Origin of the sequence: Pseudoalteromonas sp. UBA6610 (assembly GCF_002433295.1) — a bacterium.
Classification (GTDB): Bacteria; Pseudomonadota; Gammaproteobacteria; order Enterobacterales; family Alteromonadaceae; genus Pseudoalteromonas; species Pseudoalteromonas atlantica.
The window spans coordinates 18,243-34,058 of record NZ_DJHW01000018.1 but is presented as its reverse complement, the minus strand read 5'-3'; the positions used below and the strand labels follow the sequence as shown (position 1 = coordinate 34,058).

The window sequence follows — 15,816 nt, the reverse complement described above, 5'->3', positions numbered from 1 at the left end:
TCAGCGCTTGAAAAAGGCGAGCAGGTTAAGCTCTCTGGATTTGGTAACTTTGATCTTCGTGATAAAAAAGAAAGACCAGGCCGTAACCCGAAAACAGGAGAAGACATTCCTATTTCGGCGCGCCGCGTGGTGACCTTTAGACCAGGTCAAAAGCTTAAAACCCGTGTAGAAGTGGGCACAAGCAAAGCAAAATAAAAAAGGGCAGCGTAAGCTGCCTTTTTTATTTAAAAAACCATCTGGCATCATGTTTTAAAACACATTTATTGCCAGGGGGTTTTGCTTACCTAAAATTCTCGCGGCGATACAAACTCACCGTTTTGTATTTGTTCATACGTTTGTTGAGCAAGGGCATCGAGCGCATCTAAATTTTTACCATCGCTCATCAGTTGGTGCTCAATGGGTAGTAAATCTATATTCTCAATGCCAGCGCTTCGCGCCACTTTCGAAAAAATGTAAGCGTGCTTATATTTATCATGTTTATAAAACAAGCTGATTAACGAGGTATACACTTCAGGATTTGGCTGTTGGCCTTGTTTATTTAGCTCAAGCGTTTTATATAGCAAATCAATTGTTTTTTCATCGTCAAACTTAATGTAATAAGAAGCTAGATAAAACTGCATTTCTGCACTGTTGGTTACGCTTTCATCATTTTCCATTGCAAGTAAACGAGTCAGCGCACTTTGCTCATTGTTACGTGACCAATGATAGTAAAGCAAACCTGGGTGGTTAGTGTTTTTTGTGTCTTGATAAAGCCGGGTCATCTCTTTAATGCTAGTAAGCTGACCTTCAATACGCGATGTTGTTTTAGACTTTAGTTTAATATGTTCTATTTTTGCGGCTAAAGTAATACATTGATTATACGACTCAAATCCCTTAAGCAATTGGTATTTGTTTTCATCTGTGGGTTTTTTATATTCTATATAGCGTTTTAAAATAACCTCTGAGCGCTCATTTTTACAATGGCTATCTTTATTTAAATCACTACAAAAGCCAGGTGTTTCTTTACATACCTGAGCGAGAGTCAGTGGTTCTTCGCATCCTGTTAACGCTAGCATTGTTAGTATTGCGCTTGCTCTTAAAACCATCCCTTAACCTCAAATGAATATATACATTACTATTCTAGCGCAATCATTTGTGCGCTAACAGTAGAGAATAACTTTAGATTAACTTAGAATAGCCCTGCCTGAAGTGCATTACTCTCAAAATCTAATGCATTTTTAAAGGCTATCCGTTCAAAATGATTAAATTAGGTAAATAAAATGACCTCATCTCACGAATTAGAATATACAAATAGTTGGCAAGAACGCCAAGATTACGCTGAAAGCATGCAACCTATCATTGGTAAGCTTTATCGTAACCGTGGCATAGAAATCGCTGTATATGGCCGTCCTCTCGTTAATGCCAGTACTATCGATATTATCAAATCACACAAAACTGTAGCGCAATTTGAAGGCACTAAATTACGTTTACGCGAGAGCTTTCCGTTTTTAGAAGCCATTAGTAAAATGGAGCTAAACTCAGCACGTATTGATATTGGTAAACTTGCTTATAGCTATTTGTACAGCGATGCTGCTAATGGCCGCACAGTTGATGAATTTGTTAAAGACGAATTAGCCGAAATTGCAGACTCACCAGCCAAAGAGCCGCGTGATGTTGTATTGTATGGCTTTGGTCGTATAGGGCGTTTGTTAGCACGTTTACTAATCGAAAAATCAGGCCCTTATGCCGACTTACGTTTACGCGCAATTGTTGTACGTGGCGGTAAAGAAGGCGACCTTGAGAAACGTGCAAGCTTACTGCGTCGCGATTCAATTCATGGTCCATTTAATGGCTCAATCACAATTGACACGCAGCGTAATGCAATTAAAGCGAATGGCAGCTACATCCAAGTGATTTATGCTAACTCGCCAAGTGAAGTTGATTACACCGCTTACGGTATCGAAAATGCACTCGTAGTTGATAACACTGGTATTTGGAAAGACGAAGCAGGCCTTGGTCAGCACTTAGAGTCTAAAGGGGCTGCAAAAGTACTATTAACAGCACCGGCTAAAGGCAACATTAAAAACATTGTTTATGGTGTAAATAACCAAGACATTAAGCCTGAAGATAAAATCGTGTGTGCAGCAAGCTGTACCACCAATGCGATTACGCCAACCCTTAAAGCATTAAACGATAAGTTTGGTATTAATAACGGCCACGTAGAAACCGTACACTCTTACACAAACGATCAAAACCTTATTGATAACTACCACAAAGCAGAGCGTCGTGGACGTGCTGCTGCACTTAATATGGTAATTACCGAAACAGGCGCAGCTAAAGCGGTATCTAAAGCGCTTCCTGAGCTTGAAGGTAAGCTAACAGGTAATGCGATTCGTGTGCCTACACCTAATGTGTCGCTTGCTATATTAAACTTAAACCTTAATAGCAGCACCTCTGTTGAAGAGCTAAATGCATTTTTACGCGAAACAGCACTGCATTCAGAACTGCGTGACCAAATTGATTACACCGCATCAACCGAAATCGTATCTACCGATTTAGTCGGTAGCCGCTACGCAGGTGTTGTAGACTCGCAAGCAACAATTGTTGAAGGTAACCGCGTTGTTTTATACGTATGGTACGACAATGAATTTGGCTACAGCTGCCAAGTTGTTCGTTGTATGCGTGATATGGCTGAAGTTGCTTTCCCAAGCTTACCTCGCTAATTTAAACGCAATTATACTAAGCCAGCTTTTTTGCTGGCTTTTTTAGTCGCGTTATATTTTTAAAGTGTACCCTGTGTGGTAGGCTTTAATTATTGAAATGCTTATTTGATTTCATTCAATAATGCATTTTACTATTTAACCTGCAATCTGCTTGAGATAGCTTAATCATCCACAGTACAGGTTTTAAATAGTGTCAGTTCTGCACTTTTAGGCCGCTCTTTTTTGTAATTTAGTGACCAAAAATAGAGTCAATTTAATCCAAAATATCAACGTGCCTAACAAAGCAGATAAACTTATTCTACCTTAAGGTTTTTTCATGAAAATCAGCAGCAATTTTGATAGTGGTAACATAAAGGTTATCGAAGCCAACGATCCGTTAAATATTCAATTAGAGATAAACAACGATCACCAGTCTGAATTTTACCAGTGGTTTCACTTTCGTCTAGAAACAACGCCTTATCAACTGCATAAGTTAAACATTAATAATTTAGAAAATTCTGCCTACCCAGATGGATGGGAAGGCTACCAAGCTGTTGCCTCATACGACCGTCAAACATGGTTCCGTGTACCTTCAAATTACGAAAATGGCACGCTTACCTTTGAACTAGAGCCTGAATGCCCCAGTGTATATTTTGCTTACTTTGCGCCATATAGCTACGACCGTCATTTAGATTTATTAGCCTGGGCGCAAAGCGAAGAGCTTTGCCAATTACAAACATTGGGTGAAACACTTGATGGCCGTGATATGAGCGTGCTTAAAATTGGTCAGCCTAGTGAAGATAAAAAAACAATCTGGATCACAGCGCGCCAACACCCAGGCGAAACTATGGCAGAATGGTTTGTAGAAGGGCTATTACACAAACTACTAGATGATGAAGACCCGCATGCCGCTGCTCTTTTATCAAAAGCTGTATTTTATGTAGTACCAAACATGAACCCAGATGGCAGCGTACGTGGTCACCTTCGTACTAACGCAAAAGGCGTTAACTTAAACCGTGAATGGCAAACGCCTAGCATGGAAAATAGCCCAGAAGTGTATTTAGTACTGAATAAAATGCGCGAAACTGGCCTCGATATGCATTTAGATATACACGGTGATGAAGCTATTCCTTATAACTTTGTGGCAGGCAGTGAAGGTATTCCAAGCTACGATGACCGCTTAAAAGACTTAGAAGATAGCTTTAAAGCAGCGCTACTTACTATAACGCCAGAGTTTCAAGATGAGCACGGTTACGATAAAGACGAGCCGGGCAAAGCTAATTTAACAGTTGGCTCATCTGCAACGGCAGAAGAATTTAAAGCACTTACTTACACAATTGAGATGCCTTTTAAAGACAATAACGACTTACCAGACCCAGATTACGGCTGGTCAGACCGCCGCTCGTATCAATTTGGTCAAGATACTTTAGCGGCAATCGTAAATGTCGTTGATAAATTAAGATAAATTAGTATAAGGTAAGGGCAATATTAAAATGTTGCCCTTTTTTATTACAAAATTAACAAATAATAAAAGTGCGCAATAGCTTAGTTATCGTATTACCTAGCTCTGAGTAAGTAATAAACAATCAACAGTCTCAAATAAAATAATAAGAGGTATTTAGCGTGGATGCATTCGGACAACTTTTAGATAGCCTAGATGGCATGTTAGGGGGCGCAGTTTGGTTTCCCTACGTGCTGCTAGGAGTCGGTCTATTTTTTACTATTTATTTAAAGTTCCCACAAATTCGTTATTTCAAACATGCGTGTAAAGTAGTTACAGGCAAATTTGATAAAAAAGGCACCGAGGGTGACACAACTCATTTTCAAGCACTGGCTACTGCGCTCTCTGGTACGGTAGGTACAGGTAACATTGGTGGGGTAGCCTTGGCTATTTCTATTGGTGGCCCCGCGGCATTATTTTGGATGTGGATGACGGCATTTTTTGGTATGACCACCAAATTTGTAGAAGTTACGCTTTCACATAAATACCGCGAAAAAACCCAAGATGGCACCATGGCGGGTGGCCCTATGTATTACATGGATAAACGCCTAAACATGAAGTGGCTTGCTATTTTATTTGCCGTTGCCACTGTAATTAGCTCTTTTGGTACGGGCAGTTTGCCACAAATTAACAACATAGCGCAGGGTATGGAAGCTACATTTGGTTTTGCACCTATGGCAACCGGTGCTGTGTTATCTATTTTACTTGCGTTGGTTATTTTAGGTGGTATTCGTCGTATTGCTGCTATTACATCCCGCGTTGTGCCCATTATGGCCGTGATTTATATCATAGGTGCGTTAGGTGTTATTTTTTATAACATTGAAAACATCGGCCCTTCGTTTGCGTCAATATTTGTTGATGCATTTACAGGCTCTGCTGCAGCCGGTGGCTTTTTAGGTGCCTCTTTTGCGTATGCATTTAACAGAGGTGTAAACCGTGGCTTGTTCTCAAATGAGGCCGGTCAAGGTTCTGCACCCATTGCCCACGCATCGGCAAAAGCTGATGAACCTGTGTCTGAAGGCATGGTGTCAATTTTAGAGCCGTTTATCGATACCATTATTATTTGTACATTAACAGGCTTAGTTATTTTATCGTCGGGTGTGTGGAATGAAAAATTCGAAACACATTTTGAACGATCGTCAATGAGCATTATTAAAGGTGACTACTCAGAAACCAACGAAGCGCAGCGCCAAGAGCTATACAATTACCTAAACGGTAACGATAGCAAGGTAGAGCTATTCAACGGCAACATTGATGTAGTTAATGGCGAGCCAACAAGTAATGGCTTTACCGTATTACATTCACGCTCAATTGGTGAAGACATACGTTTTGGTATTACCGACAAACATAAGTACACAGGGATTGTCGAAGTTAAAAACGGCATGCCAACCGACGACAGCATTAGTTTAATTGGTAAATCGTTAGTGCACTCAGCAGAGCTGACAACCAAAGCGTTTACCCGAGGCTTTTTTGGCGATAGCGGTCAATACATAGTATCGATAGGCTTATTGTTATTCGCATTTTCTACTGCCATAGCGTGGTCGTACTATGGTGACCGTGCCATGATTTACTTACTTGGTAATCGCTCAGTTATGCCGTATCGCGTATTTTATGTTGCTGCGTTCTTTTGGGCTTCGTTTGCCGATACCACTTTAGTATGGAAATTAGCAGCCGTTGCAATTGTCGTTATGACCTTGCCTAACTTATTTGGCATTATGTTATTGCGCAAAGAAATGAAACAATCCGTAGATGACTACTGGGTTAAATTCAAAAAAGACAACGAGCAATAAAACAAGTACAATAAAAGGCGCCGCAAGGCGCTTTTTTTATGCGTAGTATGGAGAGTAGTATGGCGATTATTCATTGCCCCAAATGTGCAAAATCAATTTCAGATAAACATCAGCAGTGTCCGCATTGCAATAGTAACATTGGCGCGCTTAACTCTGAGCAGGTACAACAGCTTCAGCGCGAACAGCGAATTAAAAAACAGCAAATGTTTATGAACCATTCTTTCTTGGCGCTCATACTATTTTTAGGTGGCTTTTTTTGCTTATACTTTTTACAACCCGCAAAAGAAACCCTGCAATGGTACGCGTATACAGTAGCGATTGGTGTCGGCTGTATTTGGTACTTAGTAAACCGCGTTATTTTAGTGACTCTAAAAAAGAAAAGATGACATGAATATTGACAACCTTGTACAAAATATAACCCCAGAATTATTTGAGCGTTTACAGTACGGTGCTTCAACCGGTAAATGGCCCGATGGCACGCCGCTCTCTGATGAGCAAAAGCAACAAACGGTGCAACTTGTTATGCTTTACCAAGCTAAAATAGCGCAATCGAACGAGCAATTTACCATTGGCGCTAATGGCGAAATGATCCAAAAGACAAAAGCACAACTACAAAAAGAATTTAAATCAGAAAACGAAATAGCTAGGTTTAGTGAACATGATCTTTAAACACCTTTTTACACCTAAGTGGAAACACCCAAAGCAGCAAGTTCGTCTAGACGCAATCGAAAAACTTGATGTAGAGCGCGACGCATCAATTTTAAGCACATTAGCGCTGGAAGATAACTCAGCCGAAATACGCCGCAAAGCATTACAAAAAGTAAATAACTTACCACTGTGGTGGAAAGCCTATAAACAAGATCACGCGCTAAAAGATGTAGCCGAAATACAAATTTCAAACGCAGTGTTAAACAACGAAAGCGCACTGAGCACGCAAATTAAAAGTGAGTATATAGACCGTTTTGCACCGGTTAAAACACTAGAAAAACTCGCCTTTGCAGAGAAAGAACTGCAAGTACGCGTCAAACTTTTAAAGCGCTTAGCTAACCCTAAATTAATTGAAAAAGCGTTTAAAGAGGGCAGCGAAGAGCTTCAAAGCCAACTTGTAGAGCTCGTTATAACGCATCAACTTATTAAACCATTAGTAAAGCATGCTAAAGGCGATGCTAAGAAGCAGCTTGAGCAACACGTTGAAAACGAACGCTTAGCGATTGAAATGCCCGCTCAGGTAGAGAGCGCAACACGCGTTATTTTAGCAAAGCTAAATGCCCTGCGAGATAAAAACGATTACGCCATAGTAAACCCACAAGCCGGCGAATTAATGGCGCAGTGGCAAGCACTTGAGCTTAAATGGTTAAGCGAAGAGCACGTTAAAGAGCTGGATAAAAAATACATCAGCATTACCGATAAACTCGATGCGCATATTGCTACGTTAAAAGCGCAGCACGAGCAACAACAGCAGCGTTTAGCCGAGCAACAACGCCAATTATTAGCCCTGGCAACACTTGAGGCATTGAGCGAAGAAATAGAAAACGCGTTGCAATTAGGCTTAGAAACCCCAGAGCAAATTCAGCAAGATTGGTTAGAGGCTAAAGTAGCGCAAGCTAAGCAAACGTTAACCGATGCCCAACACGGCGATAACGCACAAACTAAGCAAGTTATTACAAAGCTTGAAAAACTATTCAATCAGGTGGCTAAACTACCAGAGCTTAGTAGCGCAATTGCACAGTATAAAATTGCTTTTGAACAGCTTAAAGCAATTGAGCCTGCGCAGCAGCTAGCTGATTACGATGATGTTTTAACTCGTTTTAATAACGCATTTAAACAAACTCGTAGCCATTTAAATGTGGTTGATGGGGCATTGCAGCAAAACTTTAAATCGCAATTAAATACGCATAAAAAGCAGTTTTTAGCGCAAATGAGTGAGCTGACAAAACCGCTTGAAAAAAACCAAAGCACAGCCAAACGTAAAGCACGCGATGTAAAACGCCTTATTGAGCAAGGCCGCTTTAATGTTGCTTTTGGTGTATTTAAAGGCTTTGAAGAGTTGTTTGATAAGTTAACACCGCAATTTCAGCAGCCACTAGTAAATTTAAAAGCCGATTTAGAAGCACAACTTGCAGAAGCAAAAGATTGGCAAAAATACGCAGCCGCGCCAAAACGCGAAGCCTTACTTGAAGAAGTGGCAGGGTTAGTCGACCAACCGTGTGACGACCCACAACAGCGTGCAGAGCAAGTTAAAGCGTTTCGTAAGCGTTGGAACGAGCTTGGCCGTTTAGATACAGAGCAAGAAAAACAACAAGGTGAGCAGTTTGATAGCAACATAGAGCTGTTGTTTGCACCGTGTCGTAGTTACTTTGCCGAGCAAGAAGTGGCGCGCGAAGCTGCAAAAGCCCAGCGTGAAGTACTGATAAACGATATGCAAGCACTAAGCGAGCAAGACACCGCTATTGAAAGCTTTGATTGGAAGCAGTTTGAAAGCCAATACAACCGTTTAAATAAAGCGTGGCGTAGCGTGGGTAAAGTTGACCCTAAAACATACCGCGTATTAAACGAAAGCTTTAAAACACAGCAGCAGAGCGTTCTTGCTATATTAAATGCATACCATAAAGGTAACGCAGCACAAAAAAATGCCTTAGTGGAGCGCGCCTCAGCGCTTTCGCAAAGTGAAGATTTAGCTGCAGCATGCCAAGAGTTAAAGCAATTACAACAGCAATGGCAAAGTATAGGTTTTGCAGGTTTAAAAGCCGAAAATGCGCTGTGGCAAAAGTTTCGCCAGTATAACGATGAAACCTTTAGCAAACGTAGCAGTGAGTTTGAGCAGCAAAAGCAGGCTCAAAACGAAACAGATAAACAAGCTGCAATAGAACTGGCTGAGCTAGAAAGTGCCCTTGAGCAAGTAAATCAAAAAGCCCAATTGCATGACCTAGAAACCAAAGTAAAAGGCTACGCACAATATAAATCGCTTGCGTCAAAAGTGGCAGCATTATTAAGTGCTATTGACGAAAAGCTAGCTTTACTAACAAGCCAAGCGCAGCATGCGCAATTTGAAGCGCTGATCACTGCACTTGAAAACAACGATGTAGTGCCAAGCCAATTTCAAGCTCCGTTAGCGACGTCGCTTAGTAGTGAACAACTTATTACAAGAATGGAAATTCTTGCCAATGTAAGCTCGCAAAATGCAGCGCTTAGAATGGCAGAGCAAGTAGCCATGCTTGATGATAAACACCGTGGTGAGCATGCTGATTTAAACTATTATTTAAAGCAGCTATTAGCGCTCAGTAAGGGTTCAGTTGAGCCTGACACACTAGCTAAAATTAAAACTATTTTTACAGCATAATATGTAATTAACTTGTATTAAATACAGGTATTGCATAATAAAAGCCGCTGTTTAAGCGGCTTTTTTATAATTACAACGAGGATAAAGGTTAGCATGAGAATCTTATTACTGTTTTTAACCACACTATTTTTAAGCGCATGTAATTCTACACAAGGCGTGTCTGTTTACTCATTTACCAGCTCAGAAGTAGAAAGTGTGCTAGGTAAACAGTTGCCTAAGTTAAGCGAAAAGGTGAGCTTAATGGGGCTGCCAGTGCAGTTTGATGTAAACGATTTAAGTGTAAATATTGGTCCAGATAACCGTGATGTAGTAGTACTTGGTGCAGACTCAAGTGCAGAAATAAATGCATTTGCACTGAAATACCCAGTACGCTTAAAGCTGCAAATTGAAGGTAGCCCGTTTTACGACAGTGAAAAAAAAGCCGTGTTTTTACGCAATGTTAAACTACTAGATTCGAGTGTGGATGCAGGTGGCTTTAAAGGTAATTTAGCGGCGCTTGATAATGAAGCGATGGAAGTAATTAATGCTTTTTTAGCCCTCAACCCTGTTTATACGTTAAATATGGATGACCCTAAAATGATGCTGCTAAGCAAATTACCCCTTGATATGAAAGTGGTTGAAGGGGCAATTAAATTAGTACCGCGCCTTTAATGTACAGCACACTGCTTACGATAGTTTTATTACCCAAACGTTTGGTTAATTAGATCGAGCTCAGTAAAATGTACGTATTAATTAGCCTGTTTCTCAGGCTAATTAGGTTTTTATAATGGCAGCTTCGCGCAGCATACCTACTTCAAGACTCTCTCGATTTGCAAAGCTTGGCTCCTTAGCCGGTGGTGTTGCAACCAACATGCTTATAGATGGCACTAAAAGTGCGCTCTCGGGTAATGGTTGGAATAATAAAGCTTTACTCTTACAACCTAAAAACATAGAAAAACTAGCTGTTCAGCTAGCACACCTTCGTGGTGCTGCCATGAAACTAGGGCAATTATTGTCTATGGATGCTGGCGAGCTATTAAGTCCTGAACTTACTCAATTACTCGCATTGCTTCGCGCTGATGCAAACCCAATGCCGCACAATCAATTAGTTAAGGTACTTAAAAGTGAATGGGGTGAAGACTGGCTTAATCGTTTTTCGCATATTGAACTTAGGCCATTTGCAGCAGCGTCTATTGGCCAAGTGCACTTAGCTTATCAAGAAAATGGTGAAAAGCTGGCGGTAAAAATTCAATACCCAGGTATAGCGCAAAGTGTACATAGCGATGTAGACAATGTTATTGCACTATTAAACATTGCGCGGTTAATCCCTAAAGAGCTTGATATACAGCCACTCATAAATGAGGCTAAAGCGCAGCTACTTGCCGAGGCTGATTATGAACGCGAAGCACACTACCTTAAAAGATACGGTGAGTTGCTAAGCCAGCACGTTAATTTTAAAGTGCCTAAAGTATATGGTGTTCACAACACTAAACGCATTTTGGCAATGGAGTATGTACAAGCAACGCCTATAGAAGCGCTTAGCAATTTACCCCAAGGTGAGCAAAATAACATTGCAGCTAGGCTCATAGATTTATTTTTTAAAGAAATGTTTGAGTTTAAGCTAATTCAAACCGATCCTAACTTTGCTAATTTTCATTATCAGACTCAGAGTAAGCAAATTGTGTTATTTGACTTTGGGGCAACCCGAGAGATCTCGAGTAAATTGAGCAAGGCTTACCTGTCACTATTTATTGCAGGCACTGAAAACAATAGGGCGGGCGTGTTAAGCGCAGCTCGCGAAATAGGTTATTTTAAAGATACCCTACTAGATTCTTACAAAAGCCATGTTATTGATTTGTTTTTAATGGCGTGTGAGCCGCTAAGAACCACTGGCGAGTTTGATTTTAAAAACAGCCCCTTAGCAACGAATATTAAAAATGCAGGGCTAGAGCTAAGCGCACAGTCGCAGCAATGGCATACACCGCCCGTTGATGCGTTGTTTATACATCGTAAGCTAGCTGGGCTTTATTTAATTGCGGCAAAGTTAAATGCAAAAATAGATATTAACGCTTTATTTAAGCCTTATATTAAAGGCCACTTTATTTAACTGTTTAGCGCGTCACTTTATGGCATAATAATCGTGATACTTCGCGAGGATGATGCAATGATAAAACAATTTTTAAATGACCCCAAACTTTTACTTAATGCGGTAGGAGAGGGCATTTACGGCTTTGATTTATCGGGCAATGCGGTGTTTGTTAACCCAGCCGCTGAACGTATGACTGGCTGGAAAGCCCAAGAATTGTTGGGCAAAAAAATACATCAGTATCATCATCACAGCCACGCCGACGGCTCTCCTTATCCAGCCGATGAATGCCAAATATATTGCACCATGTTTGATGGCAAACGCCGCGAGGTTAAAGACGAAGTATTCTGGCGTAAAGACGGCACCTCGTTTGCAGTAGAATACACATCAACCCCCGTTTACAGGCAAGGTGAGTTAATTGGTGCGGTCGCGGTATTTCGCGATATATCGGCGCAGCAGCAAACCCAAAACGAGCTTAAGCAAGCGCTTGAGCAAGTTAAGCATTTGAGTGAGCAGCTGCAAGATGAAAATAACTACCTAATTGCAGAGCTTAACGAAGACTGGCAAGACTCAGGTTTAGTTGGCCAAAGCCATGTTTTTCAAGCTATGTTGGCGCAAATTAAACTCGTTAGCGAAACCGACAGCACAGTATTAATTTTAGGTGAAAATGGAACAGGCAAAGAGCTGGTGGCGCGTAACTTACACCGGTTAAGTAAACGCAGTAATCAAGCTTTTATAAAAGTGAACTGCGCAGCGTTTACGCCAAGCTTGTTAGAGTCTGAATTATTTGGCCACGAGCGCGGTGCGTTTACCGGTGCAAACGAGCGACGTAAAGGCCGCTTTGAACTGGCCGACAAAGGCACACTGTTTTTAGACGAAGTAGCTGAGCTGCCATTAGAAGCGCAAAGTAAATTGCTAAGGGTATTACAAGAGCAAGAGTTTGAACGGGTTGGCGGCAGTACTACGCTTAAGGTAAATATTAGAGTATTGGCAGCAACCAACCGCGACTTATGGCAAATGGTGCAAAAAGGCACCTTTCGAATTGATTTATATTACCGCCTTAATGTGTTTCCTATTAAAGTGCCTGCGCTTAAAGAGCGCAAAGAAGACATTCCTTATTTATGCACCAATTTAATTACTCAACTAAATAAACGCTTAGCAAAGCAAATAAAAGGGGTGAGTAAAAAAGCGATTAGCCAACTACAAGCTTATGATTGGCCTGGTAATATTCGCGAGTTACAAAACGTACTAGAGCGCGAAGCTATTTTAACTAAACATACTGTCCTTAAACTGAGTCAGCCATTGCATGGCGATGCAAGCACAACTGTAAATACATCACTTACGCTTGCAGAGGCGCAAAAACAGCACATTATTGCGGTGCTTGAATTGTCACAGTGGCAAATATCTGGCGATAAAGGCGCTGCTTGCAAATTAGGCTTGCCCGAGAGCACTTTGCGCTCAAAAATGCGTAAACTAGGAATAAGCAAAAATACGTGATATATCGCGCTATTCGTTAAATATCGCGGATTAATTTTTCCGGCAATTTATAAATGTATTTAATATCAATTGGTTAGTTAAACTTTCAGCTTGGTCTGAAAGTTGCAAAAGTAGCATTAATACCGTCACTATTAAGTAGCTACTATGAAGTTTGATATTAAAGAAGAAGATATGATCATCAAGCCCTATAACACACCAGGGCCTATTTATATTCGTGAGCAAAAAGGCTTTTACCAACAAATACGCCGTAACCTTGGTTGGTTACTTATGCTTATGTTTATTGCCATTCCTTGGATTCAATACAAAGGCGAGCAAGCCGTACTACTTGATGTAGCCACGCAAAAGTTTACTATTTTTGGTTTAACCTTACTGCCGCAAGACTTTATGATTTTAGCGCTGCTATTTATGGTAGGTGCGTTCGCTTTGTTTTTTGTCACGAATTGGCTTGGCCGAGTGTGGTGTGGTTATACCTGCCCCCAAACAATCTGGATGTTAATGTTTAGTTGGGTTGAGCAACGTATAGAAGGTACTCGTAATCAGCGTATAAAGTTAGATAAATCGCCATGGAGTGCATTAAAGTGGCGTAAAAAAATAACAAAACATGCTGCGTGGCTTGTTATATCGCTGCTTACTGCAACGTCGTTTATGGCGTATTTTATACCCGCTAAAAGTTTATACCTTGAAATGTTTACCTTACAGTGGTCGGGCATTACCAGCTTTTGGGTGTTTTTATTTGCATTTTGTACTTATGGAAATGCTGGCTTTTTACGCGAAAAAATGTGTAACGTGGCGTGTCCGTATTCTCGCTTTCAATCGGTGATGTTTGATAAAGATACATTGGTAGTGAGCTACGATGCAAAGCGCGGTGAAAACCGAGGCCCTCGCAAACGCAAAGCTGATCCTAAAGCCCTTAATTTAGGCGACTGCGTTGATTGTAATTTATGTGTAGAGGTATGCCCCGCGGGCATAGATATTCGTAACGGTTTGCAATACGAGTGTATAAATTGTGGCTTATGTATTGATGCCTGTGACGACACTATGGATAAATTTGGCTATCAAAAAGGGTTAATTAAATACGCCAGCGAAAAACAGCTAGAAGGTAAAAAAACCAATCCATTTAGGCTTAAATTAGTGGGGTATGGTGTATTAACAGGGGTATTACTTATTTCTATGATTGCGTGGGTATTGCAACGTACGCCAATAGAGGCATCGGTACTGCGTGACAGAAACGCATTATACCGTGTAAATTATGAAGGCTTGGTAGAAAACCCATACACACTCACTATCATCAATAAAACCCAGCAGCCATTGCACTACGGCGTAGCCATTGAAGGCCTACCTGTGGCCACACTTAGTGCGCCAAGCTCTATTTTGGTATTGCCAGGAGTGATGAAAAAAATTCCGGTTACAGTCACCGCCGATGGCTACGACATAGCAACAAAAGTGACCCCAGTTAGCTTTGTGATTACCGCCGTAGAAAACCCTGACATAGCGATTACTAAAACAAGCCAGTTTTATAAAAACTAGCAATGGCTTGGGCTAAAATTAGCTCACGCCATTATTTAATTGCGATGAAATAAAACGTTTTGCAGCATCTAGGTTATCAAATAAACATTGGTTAAAATCTACATCGCGTTTAGCGTTTTGCATTATTCGCTGCATTTGGCTTATAGCAATAGGGGAGGTGAGGACAAATGCACTTATCAAGCAGTTAGTGTGCTGCATATGTGTGCTTATGGCGACCATTTCTTGCTCTGCATCGGGCGTAGCTGCAAGTACACACGATGAGTCGCTTATGTAACCCCATTGCTTACCTTCAAATTCAGCCACTTTATCAAAAAGGGCGGTTTTAAAGTTGGCCAATAGCTCTAGGTCTAAATTTCCGCTAAATTGGGCAATAATTATATTGCCCTCAACGGATAAAGTTACCTCGGCATGCTTATTTTTATACTTCATCGTAGGTTCCTAATTTAAATTAGTTTATAACTTATACCAATTTGCTTAATTAAGTTAGCTTTCTTGAGGCTAGAAAAACATGTTGATAGCTTGGCAAAAAATTCGCTATTTAGTTGTTCTCGGCAATTGCTCCTGCATTGCTCTACCTTCTGCATCCATGCAGTCGTAAATGAGCATTTTGTAACGAAGGTAGCGACACGTTCAACCCCGCAAAATGATTAAGTATTATCGCACATGGGTATTAAAAGCCACTAAAGTGACTTTAAATAATCTAACGCGCCGGTAATAACAGCAACTTGCGCTTGAGTACACTGCTCATCTGAGGCACTTGGGCTATCTGGGTATACTTCGGTTGTAGTTACATAAGGGGCATTAGTAAAGCCCATGCATAAGCCCAATTCGCGAGCGGCGTAATTTATAACGCCAAATTGCTCCTGTGGTACACCAATTAATTGATTGTTTTCGTCACTGGGGGCAATGTGCGTTACCTTCTCAACACTATTTAAAATGGCTTTTTGAAAATCAGGTGCTGGTTTTTTGCTATCAGCCACTAAATAAAAACCATCTGGTATGTTCCAGTTGGTGTTAATTTTACCATCGCGCGCCGCCAAAGCGGGTCTAAATTCACTGTTGTCTGTGTCTGTGGTTTCGTGCAGATCAATATGCGCAACTAACTCAGTGTTTAGCGATGCTACATATTTCATAATAGCTGCAGATTCTTGGGCAGGGCTGTTATCGTAAAAAGAGCGATTTGGATCAATAGCTTCTGGGTTCCAGCGGTTTATGGTTTCAAAACCCCACGGGCTAATACAAGGCGCAATAATAAAGTTAAAACGCGTTGTATAAGGTGCAACAGCGGTTTGAGCAAATGCCAGCGCACCCATAACGCCACTTGTTTCGTAGCCGTGCACACCCCCAGTAATTAATACGGTAGGGCGATCACTTTGCCAATTTTTACTTTTAAATAAATAAAGTGCAAAGCTAAG

General features: G+C 40.9%; 14 protein-coding genes. 11 read left to right on the top strand and 3 right to left on the bottom strand.

Going from position 1 to position 15,816, the window contains the following annotated elements:
* A partial coding sequence (locus B4F91_RS02430; protein WP_286938199.1) for an HU family DNA-binding protein occupies positions 1 to 195 on the top strand: 195 nt, incomplete at its 5' end.
* 89 nt (positions 196 to 284) lie between these two features.
* Here B4F91_RS02430 and B4F91_RS02425 read toward each other — a convergent pair.
* Complete coding sequence (locus B4F91_RS02425) at positions 285 to 1,085, bottom strand: DUF2989 domain-containing protein (protein ID WP_286938201.1); 801 nt, start codon at positions 1,083 to 1,085, stop codon at positions 285 to 287.
* Between the two features lie 174 nt (positions 1,086 to 1,259).
* On the opposite strand from B4F91_RS02425, the gene B4F91_RS02420 reads away from it, so the two are divergent.
* The 10 genes from B4F91_RS02420 (at position 1,260) to ccoG (ending at position 14,401) form a co-directional block, all read left to right on the top strand.
* On the top strand, positions 1,260 to 2,702 hold the full coding sequence (locus B4F91_RS02420) for a glyceraldehyde-3-phosphate dehydrogenase (RefSeq protein ID WP_004587235.1): 1,443 nt from the start codon (positions 1,260 to 1,262) through the stop codon (positions 2,700 to 2,702).
* 316 nt (positions 2,703 to 3,018) lie between these two features.
* Positions 3,019 to 4,146, top strand: coding sequence for a M14 family metallopeptidase (locus B4F91_RS02415; RefSeq protein WP_004587236.1), 1,128 nt, complete (start codon positions 3,019 to 3,021; stop codon positions 4,144 to 4,146).
* Between the two features lie 158 nt (positions 4,147 to 4,304).
* Positions 4,305 to 5,972 (top strand): alanine/glycine:cation symporter family protein, encoded by a 1,668-nt coding sequence (locus B4F91_RS02410; RefSeq protein ID WP_004587237.1) that lies wholly within the window; start codon positions 4,305 to 4,307, stop codon positions 5,970 to 5,972.
* 59 nt (positions 5,973 to 6,031) lie between these two features.
* Positions 6,032 to 6,358, top strand: a complete 327-nt coding sequence (locus B4F91_RS02405) for a hypothetical protein (protein WP_004587238.1) — start codon at positions 6,032 to 6,034, stop codon at positions 6,356 to 6,358.
* Between the two features lies 1 nt (position 6,359).
* Positions 6,360 to 6,641, top strand: coding sequence for a YeaC family protein (locus tag B4F91_RS02400; protein ID WP_004587239.1), 282 nt, complete (start codon positions 6,360 to 6,362; stop codon positions 6,639 to 6,641).
* Entirely contained in the window at positions 6,631 to 9,312 is a 2,682-nt protein-coding gene (locus tag B4F91_RS02395; RefSeq protein WP_286938203.1) for a DUF349 domain-containing protein, read from the top strand. Before B4F91_RS02400 ends, B4F91_RS02395 begins: the two co-directional genes overlap by 11 nt.
* A gap of 93 nt (positions 9,313 to 9,405) precedes the next feature.
* Positions 9,406 to 9,963, top strand: a complete 558-nt coding sequence (locus B4F91_RS02390) for a DUF1439 domain-containing protein (RefSeq protein WP_004587241.1) — start codon at positions 9,406 to 9,408, stop codon at positions 9,961 to 9,963.
* A 115-nt stretch (positions 9,964 to 10,078) separates the two neighbouring features.
* Positions 10,079 to 11,398 (top strand): ABC1 kinase family protein, encoded by a 1,320-nt coding sequence (locus B4F91_RS02385; RefSeq protein ID WP_248534240.1) that lies wholly within the window; start codon positions 10,079 to 10,081, stop codon positions 11,396 to 11,398.
* A gap of 57 nt (positions 11,399 to 11,455) precedes the next feature.
* On the top strand, positions 11,456 to 12,874 hold the full coding sequence (locus B4F91_RS02380; protein ID WP_286938206.1) for a sigma-54 interaction domain-containing protein: 1,419 nt from the start codon (positions 11,456 to 11,458) through the stop codon (positions 12,872 to 12,874).
* Positions 12,875 to 13,018: 144 nt separating this feature from the next.
* The gene (gene ccoG / locus B4F91_RS02375; RefSeq protein ID WP_121637276.1) at positions 13,019 to 14,401 is read left to right on the top strand and encodes a cytochrome c oxidase accessory protein CcoG; all 1,383 of its coding nucleotides are present in this window, start codon (positions 13,019 to 13,021) and stop codon (positions 14,399 to 14,401) included.
* An 18-nt stretch (positions 14,402 to 14,419) separates the two neighbouring features.
* Here ccoG and B4F91_RS02370 read toward each other — a convergent pair whose 3' ends face one another.
* The gene (locus tag B4F91_RS02370; RefSeq protein WP_064386531.1) at positions 14,420 to 14,830 is read right to left on the bottom strand and encodes a hypothetical protein; all 411 of its coding nucleotides are present in this window, start codon (positions 14,828 to 14,830) and stop codon (positions 14,420 to 14,422) included.
* Positions 14,831 to 15,081: 251 nt separating this feature from the next.
* Positions 15,082 to 15,816, bottom strand: a 735-nt coding sequence (locus B4F91_RS02365; protein WP_288635354.1) for a M14 family metallopeptidase, incomplete at its 5' end; no start/stop codon positions are given.

Bases quoted from the DNA above. Each gene is read 5' to 3' on its own strand.
- B4F91_RS02380 (WP_286938206.1), top strand. From the start codon at position 11,456: ATGATAAAACAATTTTTAAATGACCCCAAACTTTTACTTAATGCGGTA.
- B4F91_RS02390 (WP_004587241.1), top strand. From the start codon at position 9,406: ATGAGAATCTTATTACTGTTTTTAACCACACTATTTTTAAGCGCATGT.
- B4F91_RS02425 (WP_286938201.1), bottom strand. From the start codon at position 1,085: ATGGTTTTAAGAGCAAGCGCAATACTAACAATGCTAGCGTTAACAGGA.
- B4F91_RS02370 (WP_064386531.1), bottom strand. From the start codon at position 14,830: ATGAAGTATAAAAATAAGCATGCCGAGGTAACTTTATCCGTTGAGGGC.
- ccoG (WP_121637276.1), top strand. From the start codon at position 13,019: ATGAAGTTTGATATTAAAGAAGAAGATATGATCATCAAGCCCTATAAC.
- B4F91_RS02395 (WP_286938203.1), top strand. From the start codon at position 6,631: ATGATCTTTAAACACCTTTTTACACCTAAGTGGAAACACCCAAAGCAG.
- B4F91_RS02415 (WP_004587236.1), top strand. From the start codon at position 3,019: ATGAAAATCAGCAGCAATTTTGATAGTGGTAACATAAAGGTTATCGAA.
- B4F91_RS02400 (WP_004587239.1), top strand. From the start codon at position 6,360: ATGAATATTGACAACCTTGTACAAAATATAACCCCAGAATTATTTGAG.
- B4F91_RS02385 (WP_248534240.1), top strand. From the start codon at position 10,079: ATGGCAGCTTCGCGCAGCATACCTACTTCAAGACTCTCTCGATTTGCA.
- B4F91_RS02405 (WP_004587238.1), top strand. From the start codon at position 6,032: ATGGCGATTATTCATTGCCCCAAATGTGCAAAATCAATTTCAGATAAA.
- B4F91_RS02420 (WP_004587235.1), top strand. From the start codon at position 1,260: ATGACCTCATCTCACGAATTAGAATATACAAATAGTTGGCAAGAACGC.